At 49.1% G+C, this 14,298-nt stretch carries 14 protein-coding genes; all 14 read right to left on the reverse strand.

The window, feature by feature from the left end; genetic code table 11:
- Positions 1 to 81 precede the first annotated feature (81 nt).
- Entirely contained in the window at positions 82 to 1,110 is a 1,029-nt protein-coding gene (locus WG899_RS21520) for an SGNH/GDSL hydrolase family protein (RefSeq protein WP_339597717.1), read from the reverse strand.
- Positions 1,085 to 2,917, reverse strand: a complete 1,833-nt coding sequence (locus tag WG899_RS21525) for a carbamoyltransferase family protein (protein ID WP_339597718.1) — start codon at positions 2,915 to 2,917, stop codon at positions 1,085 to 1,087. Before WG899_RS21525 ends, WG899_RS21520 begins: the two co-directional genes overlap by 26 nt.
- Before the next feature lie 9 nt (positions 2,918 to 2,926).
- Positions 2,927 to 3,076, reverse strand: a complete 150-nt coding sequence (locus tag WG899_RS21530) for a DUF5989 family protein (protein ID WP_339597719.1) — start codon at positions 3,074 to 3,076, stop codon at positions 2,927 to 2,929.
- 11 nt (positions 3,077 to 3,087) lie between these two features.
- Positions 3,088 to 3,507 carry an SxtJ family membrane protein gene (locus tag WG899_RS21535; protein WP_339597720.1) on the reverse strand — a complete coding sequence of 140 codons (420 nt, stop codon included), beginning with the start codon at positions 3,505 to 3,507 and terminating at the stop codon, positions 3,088 to 3,090.
- 171 nt (positions 3,508 to 3,678) lie between these two features.
- Positions 3,679 to 4,353, reverse strand: coding sequence for a sugar transferase (locus tag WG899_RS21540; protein WP_339597721.1), 675 nt, complete (start codon positions 4,351 to 4,353; stop codon positions 3,679 to 3,681).
- Between the two features lie 2 nt (positions 4,354 to 4,355).
- Positions 4,356 to 5,543 (reverse strand): UDP-N-acetylglucosamine 4,6-dehydratase, encoded by a 1,188-nt coding sequence (locus tag WG899_RS21545; protein ID WP_339597722.1) that lies wholly within the window; start codon positions 5,541 to 5,543, stop codon positions 4,356 to 4,358.
- Positions 5,544 to 5,562: 19 nt separating this feature from the next.
- Positions 5,563 to 6,267, reverse strand: a complete 705-nt coding sequence (locus WG899_RS21550; protein ID WP_339597723.1) for a sugar transferase — start codon at positions 6,265 to 6,267, stop codon at positions 5,563 to 5,565.
- A complete protein-coding gene (locus WG899_RS21555) occupies positions 6,264 to 7,097 on the reverse strand; it encodes an aldolase/citrate lyase family protein (protein WP_339597724.1) in 834 nt (277 codons plus the stop codon). The genes WG899_RS21550 and WG899_RS21555 overlap by 4 nt, the downstream gene beginning before the upstream one ends.
- A complete protein-coding gene (locus tag WG899_RS21560; RefSeq protein WP_339597725.1) occupies positions 7,094 to 8,344 on the reverse strand; it encodes an alanine racemase in 1,251 nt (416 codons plus the stop codon). The genes WG899_RS21555 and WG899_RS21560 overlap by 4 nt, the downstream gene beginning before the upstream one ends.
- Before the next feature lie 59 nt (positions 8,345 to 8,403).
- Positions 8,404 to 9,324: a branched-chain-amino-acid transaminase gene (gene ilvE / locus WG899_RS21565; RefSeq protein WP_339597726.1), complete on the reverse strand. Its 921-nt coding sequence runs from the start codon at positions 9,322 to 9,324 to the stop codon at positions 8,404 to 8,406.
- Between the two features lie 27 nt (positions 9,325 to 9,351).
- Entirely contained in the window at positions 9,352 to 10,098 is a 747-nt protein-coding gene (locus WG899_RS21570) for a glycosyltransferase family 2 protein (RefSeq protein ID WP_339597727.1), read from the reverse strand.
- A gap of 3 nt (positions 10,099 to 10,101) precedes the next feature.
- The gene (locus tag WG899_RS21575) at positions 10,102 to 11,274 is read right to left on the reverse strand and encodes a hypothetical protein (RefSeq protein WP_339597728.1); all 1,173 of its coding nucleotides are present in this window, start codon (positions 11,272 to 11,274) and stop codon (positions 10,102 to 10,104) included.
- A gap of 15 nt (positions 11,275 to 11,289) precedes the next feature.
- Positions 11,290 to 13,212, reverse strand: coding sequence for an acyltransferase family protein (locus WG899_RS21580; protein ID WP_339597729.1), 1,923 nt, complete (start codon positions 13,210 to 13,212; stop codon positions 11,290 to 11,292).
- 177 nt (positions 13,213 to 13,389) lie between these two features.
- Entirely contained in the window at positions 13,390 to 14,247 is an 858-nt protein-coding gene (locus tag WG899_RS21585) for a hypothetical protein (protein WP_339597730.1), read from the reverse strand.
- Between the last annotated feature and the right edge of the window lie 51 nt (positions 14,248 to 14,298).

Here is a 14,298-nt window from a genome sequence, read left to right on the forward strand (position 1 = left end):
TTTCAGTTGTCTACTTGGTGGGTGAGCTTACGGGTTCCCATGGAATCGGCAGCAGCCCAATGATCACACGGAATGCCGCAATTACGGTATTGATTGAATCACGGTAAGTAGCCGGCGAGCGATTTTCATATGGCCTGCCCGGGTCAGGTGGTCATCCATTCTATAGTAGTCGCCCCGACCCAAGCCCATGTCAACAAATTCGAAATTAGGCAACTGCTGATCTTTTCCCGCAGGAAAGTTTTTGAATTTTATGCCTTGTCCATTACTATAAAAAACTATGACCCGCTTGGATTTGAGCGCGCCATGTCGATTGACTGCATCTAGAAATGGTTGGTAGTGCTGCGGAAAATCGTAGTCTTCCTCCTTTTTCAGCTTCAGGCTGCTGCGAATCCCAATAAATGGGACTTTAACGGTGACTTGAAATGCTTTCTTCAAATACTCAAGTTTGCCCGACAAGGCTGGAGGCTGCCCCCCTAACTGACTGACAACCGAGAACTTCCGCTGGGCTGACTCTTTCGATAGGTTCTGGAAGCGGAGGTTCTCATCCAGATCATTGTCGCAATATTGAACAACAACGATATCGACCTTATTCAATAAATCTGAATTTTCCAAGCGCATCAATTCCCGGTCGGTCGCATAACCAGAAACCGCGAGATTGAATACCGCACGACCGCTCAACCTTTGCAGCTCTGCTGAAAAAGTATCCAAATCATTCACGCCCCAACCCATGGCGTGTGAATCTCCGATTACCACTATACCTTTGCCAGTAGGCTTGCCCCCTGTATAGCGCCCTTCCGGCGAGAAAGAAAGTTCCGTCTGAAACTCGATATTATCAAACTGACACCTTCCATCTTTCGGCCTGAAAATCAAATTTGGATCGAATACGACGCAGTCTGGCTGCGCCTGCCAGACATTTCTTGACTCCATGTAGAGATGTTTCTGTACATTGGATATCCATGGCAGGCTGGGAGTTATTCCCTTTTGAAAAAGAATAAGACTGGTTAACAAGATAATGGCGCAGGCCATCGCGTAAAGGATGGATGCCAAAAGGGACCAGCCAATCAGCCTAATCAGAAAGTGTCGATCAATCGAGTTCAAATGCTGATTCATAGCTGAGCCTCAAAGAAGGCGCTTGCTCTTCTTTCCTAAGGAAACAGTTCCCTATTGCCAGCGCATCAATTTCCGTTCCCATGAAACAACGAAAGGCATCTTCAGGCGTACAAACGATTGGCTCGCCGCGCACATTGAAACTGGTATTGACTACAACTGGGCATCCTGTCTTATGTTTAAAAGCAGAGATCAAAGCGTGATAGCGCGGGTTGCTGTCAGCATGTACGGTTTGGATGCGCGCAGAGTAGTCCACATGAGTGGCAGCTGGAATTTCCGAACGCGGTACGTTCAATTTTTCGATGCCAAAAAGCAACTGCTCGGCTTCGGTCATTTCGAGCCGGCGCTCTTTGGCAACATCCGCCACGAGCAGCATATATGGGCTGTCACCATCCAACTCAAACCAGTCGGCAACGTCATCACGAAGCACGGAAGGGGCAAAAGGTCGGAACGATTCCCTGTATTTTACTTTGAGGTTAAGCACTGACTGCATGGTCGGCGATCTGGCATCACCGAGAACGGAACGAGCACCTAGCGCACGTGGACCAAATTCCATACGCCCTTGAAACCACCCGAGCGCCTGCCCTTCCGCAAGCGCAGCAGCACTAAGCTCAAAAAGTTCGTCGTCCTTCATAACGCTGAACTTTGCACCGATAGCAGTCAAGCGGCTTTCTATATCTGATTGTTGGAACGCCGGCCCTAGATAGGAACCTTGCATGCTGTCCTTTCCAAAAGAAGTTCTGGCTTGTCCTAAATGGATGTGGTGCACAGCGAGCGCGGCGCCGAGTGCCCCCCCAGCATCACCAGCGGCTGGCTGAATCCAGACGCTGTCAAACTGGCCATCGCTCAACACCTTGCCGTTGGCAACACAATTCAGCGCCACGCCACCGGCAAGGCATAGATTTCTTATCCCGGTTTCCCTTCGGATCGAGCGAGTGAGGCGGAGGACGATTTGTTCGGTCGCCTTCTGGATCGACGCGGCCAAATCCATATGGCGTTGATTCAGCGGTTCGTCACTTTTTCTCGGTGGACCGCCAAACAAATCGTGAAACCGCTGACTTGTCATGGTCAGCCCAGTGCAGTAGTTAAAATATGACTGATTCAAGCGAAAAGAGCCGTCTTCTTTCAAATCTACCAAGTGTTCGAAAATCTCCCCCACGTACTTTGGTTCGCCATAGGGGGCCAACCCCATGACCTTATATTCTCCGGAATTTACTTTGAACCCGGTGTAATAGGTGAAAGCCGAATACAAAAGGCCCAACGAATGTGGAAAGTGGATCTCCTTGATGACTTCCAAGCTATTGCCACGTCCGATTGCCAGCGAAGTGGTAGCCCATTCGCCAACGCCATCCATGGTCAAAATAGCAGCCTCTTCATATGGCGAAGGGAAAAAAGCGCTGGCAGCGTGACTGAGGTGATGTTCTGAAAAACGAAGCCGGCTATTCCAGTCATAGCTCGGCGAAAATTTCTTGAATTCCTTCAGCAGGATATCTTTTAGAAACAGCTTTTCTCGCAACCAAACGGGTATGGCTAAGCGAAAGGACGAGAAACCCCGCGGAGCTAAAGCCACATAGGTTTCCAGAAGGCGCTCAAATTTCAAAAACGGCTTGTCGTAGAAAGCAATATATTCGATTTCCCCCAAGGAAACTCCAGCTTCCCGCAAGCAGTATTCAACGGCATACTTGGGGAATCCCGCATCATGCTTTTTGCGAGTAAAGCGCTCCTCCTGCGCCGCAGCTACTATCTTTCCGTCGTGCAGTAAAGCGGCCGCGCTGTCATGGTAGTAGGCTGAAATGCCAAGTACGTACATAATGATGGTCTAAAACAGCGTGTAGATAAACGGAGCTACTGCGCTGCCTTGTGCGAAAACGATGAGAGCACCTAGTACCACCATCATGACCATAATAGGCAGCAACCAAAATTTCTTGCGACTAACCATGAATGCCCAAAGTTCTTTTAGAAATGACATGCCCGAAAGTCCTAAAACTGGTTTTTAAGTGATTCTGCCTCGGGTCCCGGCGGAGTGCGATCAAGCCAGTAAGTCTTAGATGAGGGCTCGAACCGCAGGCGCAGAGGGTCTCGATTTAATGCTCTCAACAATAGACCCGTTGGTGTGACAACGCAGAAGAACAGCAAGCCTAGCGCCACTGGGCTGACAAGCTTGTGCAATAACAGTCCGAATTTAGCCCATCCGCGATTGGCTCGTCCAAGAATTCGTGGAGCAATTAAAGCCAGCAGAAAAAACGTAGCAGCTATTACTAACGCCCACAGCCGCATGTTTTGCGCGCGCAGCAATGGGAACAATCCTATGACGGTAAAAAAGACTGCAAACACAAGTCCAAAAGCGCGGTCAGAGGAGCCCTGGTCAAGGCTAATATATTTTGGGGTATGTTCTTGCATGCGTAATATGGAAATATGATGGGACTTTCGGCAGTCTCTTTTCGGAATTCCAAAAACTCGTCGGGGAGTCAAGACCAGAAAGACTCTTCATCCGTTAGATGTAAAGTTCAGGAGGCACTATGACCAGTCGTTAAACCTTTAGGAGGGGCGTTTATTAGCGCCGAAAGACAGCTATACATAGTTCAGGGGACCTTTTAGTTCTCCCGGGGGAACAGGCAAGCCATTAAAAGCGCGCCACGCGATACGCGAACTTGGAAATAGTACAACCCAAATAGTAACGAAAATCACTATGAAGTAGGTACTCATGGATTGATTGGTAACGTACCACGCCTCAATTTGCCCCTTGTAGGGGGCAATCACTTTATCGTAGAAGTCAACCGTGCCTGCGTGATCTGCCAAGATATCTTCCTCGCCGCGGAATATTATGGGCCCAACGCCAGACAGCCCGGGCTTGACTTTGACGATCAATTGCTGAAATTCATCTGGGAAGGCATTGAAGTTCTTCCGTGCTTGCGGACGGGGCCCCACCACGCTCATCGACCCAAGAAGAATGTTAAGCAACTGGGGTAATTCGTTGATTTTGGTCTTGCGAAGGAATCGACCCATTGGTAATACCCGAGGGTCATTCTTCACAGTTACCGTGCCCGTACCAATGCTTGGGCTGTTTTTTAACATGGTGGCAAACTTGTAAAGCTTAAAAGGCTTACCGCCCTTGCCAACACGCTCCTGCAGGAAAAATATTTCTCCCTCGCCTGTAAACCTCAACAGTATGGCGATTGGAAGCAACAGCGGTGACAGCAGTAAAAGGGCAAAGCTTGAGAGGACAATGTCGAGTATTCGCTGCATGGTTACATCCGTTGATCCAAATACTTGCCCGTTTCAAGATGGGCGAAATCCGGCAACATTTCAAAGAAGAGAGTGACCAATTGAGCTTTCGTCCAACTTCCCCCTGAGCGCAAACCCGCCACCCGCTGTTCGAAGCGCTGCAGTTGACCTTCGTCGAACTCGGCCGGATTGCGAATGACACCCACACTAGACAGCCGGGACATGTCCAGGTCCTCTTTATCAGTGAAAAACTCTTCAAAGTCCTTCTCACCCGTGGTATCGCTCTTGAAAAAATAACAGGGCCACTTCCGGAGGCTGATCAGCTCTTCGGCGCGATCCCGTGCCTCATCTTCTGACTGGCATTCGTATGGCTCATAGCCCAGTCCATGCAAGTACTTCTGGGCGATCTCTGAAAAAGTGATGAGGTGCAGTTTTTCACTGAGTTTCGGGAAGAAGATGTCGCGGCTCTCACCCAACATGGCCGACAGAAGACATAGCTCGCCTGATTCCTGCTGGGTCACGAAGTAACGACGAACATCATTCGGAGCCGAAATAGGCTGGCGTTTTGCGAAACGTTGATTGAAACCGTGGAGTAGAGATCCGTCTGAGAATGCCACATTCGCGAAACGGGCCATCGAGATCGATTGGGTGAGGCTTTCGCGCATCAGGAAAAGCTCCATGATGCGCTTGCTAGCACCCATCATGTTCACCGGGTTTGCCGCCTTGTCCGTCGAAACGCAGAAGTACTTCTTCGCACCGCCAGCTTTGGCCAAACGCAGTGTGCTGACGGTATTGAAGACGTTCACCTGGATCATACGCATCAGCGTAAATGGATCCTTCTCGCTCCGCACGTGTTTTAACGCCGACAGATTGAACACGTAGTCATACGGGCCTTCGGCCTGAAACAGCGCCGCGAACTCGGGCGAACCGCAGTCGATTGCGAAAGTGCGGAAATCGCCTTTGCCGTACCCGATCGTGCTGCGAATGTCTCGCACTAGCTCGACCATATTGTTCTCACTGATGTCTACGACATGCAGAGCGGCAGGATCTCGCTTGAAGAGTTCTCTCGTTACAGCTTGGCCGATGGTACCGGCACCACCGATCACTAAGCAACGTGCTTTGGCCAACATCTCTCGGATGGCTAAGTCATGATCGGAAATATCATGATCGAAAAGAGGCTCTTGGCGCCCCAGGAGGTTCAATGCATTCAATTCATGCTCCGTCTTATGTTTAAAGCATTGCGGAAAGCGCAGTTGGTGGTGGTGGCACACGTCCTAAGAGACGTCGATGTAGGCCTGCGGAAGGCAGCAGCACAACCAACAAGGTGGTGATGATGAGCTCGAAATAGAGGAAGACAGACTGGTTTACCGCAAACCAATGTTCAACCTTACCTTTATAGGGAGTGATAACTTGGTCGTCGAAGGACACCGGATCAGCGACCATGGCAAGCAATGACTCCTCATCGCGAAACAGAATGGAGCCCACCCCAGAGAGCCCGGGCCTGATCTTGCTGATCCAAACCTTGTCCTCAGGACGATAGCAGTCAAAGTAGCGGCGGGTCTGCGGCCTGGGGCCGATCACACTGATGTCTCCCGCTACGATATTCCAGAGCTGAGGTAACTCGTTCAGTTTGGTCTTTCTTAAAAACCGCCCCATGGGTAGCACTCGGGGATCGTTGGGTAGTGTTAGCTCCCCGGAACCGATGGAAGGGCTATTCTTCATCATGGTGGCAAACTTAAGCAGACGGAACTCACGTTCGTTCTTCCCAATCCGCACTTGACGGTAAAACACTTCACCCTCACCTGAGAAGCGCAGGGCAATGGCGACCAACACCAGAAGCGGAAACAAAGCCACCAGAGTCGTCAAAGAGAAAAACAGGTCGAGACTGCGTAAGACCAGTTGCGTGAGTGGGGAGGCACCTTTTTCGCAGTTCACCCGAGTTTCTCCTTCATCTGATTCACAACCATTGCCACCTCATCGATGACCTGTCGCCGGTTGTGTTCGAAGAAGCCGGCATCAGCTTGAACAAGCGTCCTCTCTTGTTCGCGGATCTTCTCAACTTCTTGCTGGAACATCTCCTCGAAGTCCTCCGTACCCGTGGCCTGCGAGGGATGGCAAAAGCTCCGGGAGAGAATCACCCCAGTCGAGCCCAAACGGAAATGCTCGGCCAGGATGCGCTCGGCTGGCGGGACCAATCCGCCAATGCGTGCCATGCCACCGAATCCAAATGTTATTCCGGCATTGCGTAGCTTTGCGGCTATTCGGTCAACCCCGCCGTCAGCCAAGAACTCGAACATGAACGTGGTGCCCCGCTCGATATGAAGGTCGTTCAACCCGATATGAACAAAATCGATGCCCGGGATTGCCAGAATATCATCGAGTACCTCGATAGCTGTCAGCGTCTCAAGCAGCAAGCAAGTCTTTGCCCTCCCGCCAACCTTAACAATGAAGTCTTTTACCTCGCCTGCTGTGGAGAAAAAGGGCAGCATGATGATGTCGGCACCGGCTGCAATCACGTCTGTGATTTCATCACTACTCCATGCACCCCACGGATTGATGCGCACCATCAACTGTGAAGTGGTGACGACCTCCCGCATGGCCCGGACATCGTCCAGTGTGTGAGTTGAGATCACGGTATCCCGGTTGGCTTGACGGTCCTTCTTTCCAAGGTACTCCAGGTCGACAAAGATCCAGTCGACGCCTGCTCGTTGGGCAACTTGGCCGACGGCCGGGTCCTTGGTGATATACAACAGCCGCATGCTCATTCGAAGGTATATGTTTGAAAAATGTCGTCGAAAACCTCGCGACGCTTGATGAGCTTGTAACTATGCCCATCGGTGAGAGGCTCGACTATCGCCACATTGGGTAGGATAAATGGCGGCTTCATGACGACTGAGTACGAACCGACATCGTCAAAGGCAATAAAGTCACCTACAGCCAAAGTGCCGCTGAACTCTTTGTAGAGGTAATCACCTTCGATACAGGTGTATCCGCCGAAATATGCGCCAATCATTTGTGTTCGCGCTGTAGCGCCCGGAGTTGGGAAACACTCGATGGGCACGTTCTTTCGATTTGGATTCGGGTTGATGTTGTACGAACTGCCGGTCAGAGAAACTACGGTGCGGCCACGTACGAGCTTAACGCTGTTGACTTGGCAAACATACTTCATCGCATCCGCCACCAGAGCTGTACCAGGTTCGATGATGAGGGTAGGCCGATGGGCACTGCCCGTCTCTTCGAAGTAGCGGGCGAAAGGAAGAGCTGCTGCGGCAGCGTAGTCCTCGAACTCCGGAATCGTCACTGGAAACTGTGCCTTGAGCTCGCTGGGCATGTGCCCATACATGCCGCCACCTAGGCTTACATGAGCCAGATCAGCCAATCGATGGCGGAAATGGCGGTCAATCACCGCAATCATGCCCTTGGTGCGGTTCACCCAGCAGTCCAGGCTACGTGTAGCGAAGTGGCAATGCAGCCCTGACAGCTTTAACTTCGGATGGTTGTCAATGAGGGCAACTGCGTCCAGGAACTCCTGACTTTCCACATCAAAGCCGAAACGTGAGTGCACGCCATCTTGCACCTCGAAGTTGCATCGCAGCCCCAACTTAAACGGCGCACCAGGATGGGTATCTGCAGAACACGCGATTCGCTGCAATTCCTCCCAGGAGTCAACGTTGACCGTGCCGCCAGCTGCCAGTAATGACTGCACGTGTTCGTGCTCTTTGTAGGGTCCGTTGAAAAACACCTTACTGGCAGGAACCTTGAGCTTCAGCGCCAGCATCATTTCCATACTCGAGACTACCTCTGCATAGCCACCCAACTGCGACACCAATTCGCAATAACGCGGTACATAGTTAGTCTTATAGGAGTAGGCGATGGTCGTCTGCGGGTAATGAACTCGAAAGGCCGAAGTGAGGCGCTTGAAATTGTCCTGAAATCGACAGGAGTCCAGGAGGTAGAAACTGGGGCCGTGACTGGCGGCGACATGGTCAAGAAATTCGCGCGAAAGCTTCATGAGACGGGTTCTAGTCAGTTCGGGATATGGTCAGACAAAGACTTACGGAAGTTGAAAGCTCAAGGGCGGCGGTGAACCAGAGTCCGCCATTCTGGATGATCAGGATTTTCGCCGGAGCTGACAGCAAGGTAGGCATGGAGCATCGACAAAGTGATGGGGCCTGGCTGTCCCTTGCCCAGCACGTAGCCGTCCACCGAAACAATGGGAGAGATTTCCGCCGCACTGCCGCATAGGAATATTTCGTCTGCAAGGTAAAGCTCGGTGCGGTCGATCGTTCGTTCCACCACTGGTATACCGGAATCGCGAGCAAGCACCATGATTGTGTCACGGGTGATGCTCTCCAGCACCGATGAGGTAGTGGGTGGAGTTATCAACTCCCCATTGCGCACCATGAAGAGGCAGGCGCCAGCCCCCTCGGCGACCTTTCGATCTTGCCCCAGAAAAATTGGGAGGTCATACCCGTCATGGCGAGCTTGGAGGTGCGCGTAACGGCCGTTGATGTAATTAGCGCCGACCTTAGCCCGTGGCGGGAGGACATTGTCGTTAATCCGCTCCCAAGAGGAGATGCAAGCCTTCAGTGCAGGCACCTTTTCCAACTGAGTACGTCGTTTTGCCATTGGGGCAATGAACATCGATACCGGCTCACAAGTGTTCCAAGTGCCCTGCCCATCTCCGAAGATAGTCATGCGAACGGCCGTATCGGTCTGGAAGTCGTTAGCCTGTATGGCCGCTCTCATGAACGCCTCAATCTGGCCGGGGTTGTAGGGTGCAGGCAGACGCACAAGGCGACAAGACAACATCAGCCGGTCAAGGTGTTCCTTCAATCGAAAGGCATAGAGCTCGCCATTCTCTTCGTTCCAATAGCAGCGAATACCTTCGAACACATTTAAACCGAACTGAGCCATTGGTGAAAGTACATTCACTGTAGCCTGACTTTGGCGAATGATCTCGCCACGAATCCAAATTAAATTGTCCACCATGAGATGATTCCTTTTACTGCGCAGCGCTCAGACGAAGAGCCGTTTGATGTAATGGTTATAGACGCCTGCCAACACGTAACTGGTAAGCACACGGATGCGGCTTACCCAGGAGACGCGATTAATGCTCAGCACCTTGTATAGATACTTGAGTTGCACCCATTTGTTTTTGGTCGATCCCCCGGTACTGTATTCGACAAAACAAGTGTCGACAGCCGCATAGCGGAAATGGGGACTACGCGCAAGCGCATACCAGTAATCAATGTCTTGTGCAAACCGAATATCTTTGAACCGGAGGCCGGCCAACAACGCACGAGTAATCATCACCGTCGAGGTGCCAATACCCCGGCGAAGGAAGACGTCGCTTGGCTGCTCGATCCTCGAAGGAGGCTGGACCATGGCATGCCCAGTGTCGAAACGATATGCAGTCGCAACGAAGGTGGCGCCCTGGCTTATAGCCGCTTGCTGGGCCTTGAACTTGCCAGGAAGCCAAAAATCGTCAGCATCCAAAAAGGCAATCAAGTCACCGGACGCGGCATCAAGTCCCGTATTGCGAGCCCCACCCGGCCCTCGAGCGAATCTATTTTTCAATATCTTAACAGCGCGACCTCCATTGGAAGAAATAGCAGCACCGACAGCTTCCTCACTAAGAGGGCCATCATTACAAATCAATATTTCCAACGAACTTATATCCGGAAAGTTGGCAATCACCGACGTAACAGCACGATCGATGAGGTCAACTTCCTTGTAAAAAGGAATAACTACACTTAGTTTCATCACTCAAGTCCGCTTCAAACTTTTACCAAACAAAACAAACAATACCATCGACAGAAAATAGATGAACTCGCCGATCAACAAAACATAAGAAACAGATGCAAAATCCAGAGAAACAGCAATCGTCAGACTAACAAAAGCAAAAACCTGAATCCCAGCCGCTTTCAGCATGGCAGTGAAATCCCCCCCAATGGCGGCAATGAAATATACAACCAAGGAAGAAAATACTGAAGTTGCTGCAGCAAGAAGACCAATTCGCAACGAACTTATATCGACGCCTAAAATCGCCGAAATTTCAGTTCCCAAACGCTCATTAAAAAGCGTCAAGGATAGAAAGCAAATGTTAACGACAGCAAAAACACCGATCACCCTCCAAGCGGGACCATCCCTCGCTTGTGTCAATGCCGCCTTAGATAGATAAAAATATTGAACCACCGGCGAAAACAATGAACTGTATAGGGCCTTGATGCGCTCAATCTTAACGTAATCAACGGTACTCCCAACACCGGCGAACAAGCCAATAGCCACAGGAACCAAAGAATACACCGTAAACGCTACAGTTTTACTAATAAAAACCTTGGACAAAGCCCGAAAAATAACCTTCAAAACTCTAAGTCCAGGAAAAAATACCAGCGTACCTAGCCTATTATTTAAGAAATACGCGGCAAGAAAAATAAGCAGAGCCGAACTGAGGAAATAAGTTTCAAGGCTAGGAAGTATGGCCAAAACAAGTAATTGCCCTCCTTTCGCCCCGCCGATAAGGGTCAACTCCATTGGGCCGAAAAAAGAACTCCCAATCCATGACGGAAGCATCAAAAGCAGCAGGACATTCAGAGAATAAACAGTAATCCAGCCAATAAAGTTGGCACCATAAAAAAAACAGGCCCCAAAACTAAACAAAACAATCAACAAGAAAAAAGCGCACACAGATAGAAGCAACATGCTTTTCGCCAAGCCAACACTCCGTCGGGAGTGCCTTCTCAGCAACAACGGAGCGACTATTGACAACCCCCCCTCCGAAAGCGCGAACGCAACTGAAACAATTGCCATTGCAATGGATATTTCCTTTGAAAAGCCCGCCCTCACGAAAATAAAGTAACTTACTAAGTTTGCCGCAGACAAACCATTTTGCAACAAAACTGACAGCCCTCTTGCCACCCGCTCTTTCGACACGCTCATGAGTATCCAATTCATTTATTTTGGCGACAATAATGCATCGAGCTTACTCCATACCAAACGAGCACCCAGATGACTTAAATGATTCGAATCATAAAAATACACTTCCCCGTTTCGGTAAGCCATGAAACGGCCAGAGCCATCATTAAACGAAGATGATGCTTCGAATCCCTCAAGTCCAGTTTCTTTTAATATTTCTCTATAAACAATTTGCGAATACCGCCTCGATTCCTCGCGTTCTTGCAGGCTTATCCAATCTACCCCAGCAGCATTTCTAGTTTTCAAAAGCGCTACAGCCTGGGGTATGGATTCATCATATTCAGGAGTCGGGGAAATTAAAATTGCGCGCGCCCCAATGGAGTGCAAATTTCTATTTATTGATTCCGCAAAAGAATTGATCACCCGAGCATCAATTCCGGGCACCAGGCCACTGTCGCACCCATTCTCAATACAATAAATGCTTCCGCTCACGCCATTTATGTTGTAATTCAAACCGCGAAAAGCATATGACCACCAACGATATTGTAGCAATACAACATCCGGGCGAAGTTCTTGCAATCGGATTGACAATTTCTTATTGAATTCAGAACAAAAGCTGTTTGGTCGAACAACTATATTTTCTGAAAATGGGCAGTCGTTTTTAGTGAATTGATGAACTGTGTATCTATTCTCTAAATCCTTGCCGCCAAAGCCGGACATTAAAGCGGCGCCAAAGCTATCGCCAATAAGCGCGATTTTTATTGCGCCATTGCCGCGAATGCATTCGCGCAGGACATACTCGGACCGAGTCGTGTTGCATATACCATCCTTTCTGTAGTCTACGCCAATGTTTGTAATCTCAGCGGGGGTGACGCCATTAATTGACTGAGTAGCGTGACTCCAATCCCCCCTCCATAGCATACCGCCTACCGACAATAATACGGCTGAGATGGCAATTAGTACAAGTCTGCCCTTTCCATCCCGCCAAAGGGAGTTCACCAAATTGCGCCCCAGATATACAGTGAAGCAAAATGAAGGCAGCAGGACTGTGAATGAAGCCCAAAAATTGAACCCGAAGACTAGGTCTAGTCTCTTGGAAAATGCAATGGCCGGGTAATGACACAAATAGACTATATATGTTTCTCTTCCGAAAAAAGTCAGCCATTTGGCACACTTATTCGATTGAAGCGTTACAGTATTGGTGTACTGAATAACGACTGCCGTCAATACTACAGAAACCAGTGTCCAATTGAAAGTTGAATGAAGTTGATTAGCGCCCAACCCCAATAAAAACAAAGCACCCGCACCCAGATTGAAAAGCCAGTAGTTGAGTCTATCTCCAACAATGGGTTTTCCGAAAATTCCGAGACTCAATCCGACGCCCAACAGAAATTCCCATATTCTTGACAGCAATAGATAGTATGAGTGCTGCTCGGAGAGAGTAAAAAATTTATATGAAATAAGTGAAATAAGTACTCCGGCTAGCATGCCGAGTCTCTGAAATCTGCTTGCTACCCAAATAATAAATGGGGCAAGGCAATAGAATTGGAATTCTAAGCCTAGGCTCCACAAATGCATCAACGGATTGGCGGAAGCGTCTGAGTATCCGTATGTGTAATCTTTCTTAAAGGCGAATAGTACATTTGCGCTTGAAAAAAAAGCGCCCACTAAGGTGCTACCAAAGTCTCTCAGTCTTTGATTCGTCAAAAGCACGAGCGCAAAGCCCGTGCAAATAATCAGAATCGAAAATAACTCTGGATATATCCGCTGAACCCTGCGATTAATATAGTCCGACCATCCGCTAGATTCCTTCACTCCCTGGGTCGAAAAATAGCCTGCTATAACGATGAAAACATCCACGCCGACGAAACCATAAGGGAAGGATTGCGGAACCAGGTGATGAAACATCACCAGAATTACTGCAACAAGCCTTAAAACATCAAATCGGGCGTCTCGTTTCAAACGAAAATTTCTCTGGTTGTTTAGCGGGCGGGGGGGGGGGGGTGGGAGTGGGGGCGGGGTGCAAGATACTGCGCATTGAGAAGAATTCAAAGGGAGAGTCTTGAGGATTCCTTCCGCAAAATGATATTTATTGTCTTTTCGATTAATTTGTATTTACTGAAAGGACAAGATCAACCACTAAGCTGAACTCCGAATTTTAATTAATGCACGAAGGGATTCAAGGTGCCATATTCTCACAGTATCGCTTGGGATCTTGGATATTGAAGCATGCTGAACATCGTAAACCAACAAATCTGGCATATACCAGGCTGTATATCCAAACTTGATCAGTTGGTCACCTAGGAAAATTTCCTCCCCAAACAGGAAGACGGGGTAAGACGGAATTTTTAGGAAAAAATCTAATGATCGAAATACAATCAATGCGCCATGTGGCGCGAAAACCTTCTGGCTGCCGCGACCGCCATTTGGTTTATTTCTTAAGAGTCCGCCCTTGATTTTCGATTTAATCAAGTTCAATCCTGAATAGGCAACATACGAGCAGCGCCATTTAAATATTAGGGCCAATTTCTTCAGTTTCGACGTGCTTACTCTTTCAACGTAATTCAGCCCGGAATCATTCCCTGTAGATTTTGAAAGTATCGCTGGAGCAAATACAGCGCAATTTGCAGGAGCCTGCCGGTGCGCAGCAACAAGGTTTTCGAAAAAGTCCAGGTCCAGTTGCAAATCAGAATTGGCAAAGATCACTAGATCAGCACTGCGGGATTGGGCGGATGCCTGTACTGCCGGCAACCTTCCAAAATACCCTGAATTCAATCCGTCTGTTATTTTCTCAAGCGTCAGTTCACGAGGTAACTGGATGGAATCTAAAAGCTCAAGCTCGCATTCGTTTGGAATATGATTGAAATACACTTCAAGCGCCACTTCAACGCCCAACTGTTTGGACTCACACAATCTCAATGAGTCTTTCACAGATTCAATCAGACTCCGCGCCAAAATTGTTGTTTTATAATTTACGATTGCAAACAATATTTTCATTTTGTCAATTAGTTAAATCTGTCGCCAGATTTTGCATTTGAAGTGCGTCGC

The sequence above is a fragment of the Paucibacter hankyongi genome (assembly GCF_037482915.1).
In the GTDB taxonomy this organism is placed as follows: Bacteria; Pseudomonadota; Gammaproteobacteria; order Burkholderiales; family Burkholderiaceae_C; genus Paucibacter_A; species Paucibacter_A hankyongi.

Coding starts and splice junctions, on each gene's coding strand:
- WG899_RS21575 (WP_339597728.1), bottom strand. CDS start 11,274: ATGAGCGTGTCGAAAGAGCGGGTGGCAAGAGGGCTGTCAGTTTTGTTG.
- WG899_RS21570 (WP_339597727.1), bottom strand. CDS start 10,098: ATGAAACTAAGTGTAGTTATTCCTTTTTACAAGGAAGTTGACCTCATC.
- WG899_RS21540 (WP_339597721.1), bottom strand. CDS start 4,353: ATGCAGCGAATACTCGACATTGTCCTCTCAAGCTTTGCCCTTTTACTG.
- WG899_RS21585 (WP_339597730.1), bottom strand. CDS start 14,247: ATGAAAATATTGTTTGCAATCGTAAATTATAAAACAACAATTTTGGCG.
- WG899_RS21560 (WP_339597725.1), bottom strand. CDS start 8,344: ATGAAGCTTTCGCGCGAATTTCTTGACCATGTCGCCGCCAGTCACGGC.
- WG899_RS21555 (WP_339597724.1), bottom strand. CDS start 7,097: ATGAGCATGCGGCTGTTGTATATCACCAAGGACCCGGCCGTCGGCCAA.
- WG899_RS21535 (WP_339597720.1), bottom strand. CDS start 3,507: ATGCAAGAACATACCCCAAAATATATTAGCCTTGACCAGGGCTCCTCT.
- ilvE (WP_339597726.1), bottom strand. CDS start 9,324: ATGGTGGACAATTTAATTTGGATTCGTGGCGAGATCATTCGCCAAAGT.
- WG899_RS21520 (WP_339597717.1), bottom strand. CDS start 1,110: ATGAATCAGCATTTGAACTCGATTGATCGACACTTTCTGATTAGGCTG.
- WG899_RS21525 (WP_339597718.1), bottom strand. CDS start 2,917: ATGTACGTACTTGGCATTTCAGCCTACTACCATGACAGCGCGGCCGCT.
- WG899_RS21530 (WP_339597719.1), bottom strand. CDS start 3,076: ATGTCATTTCTAAAAGAACTTTGGGCATTCATGGTTAGTCGCAAGAAA.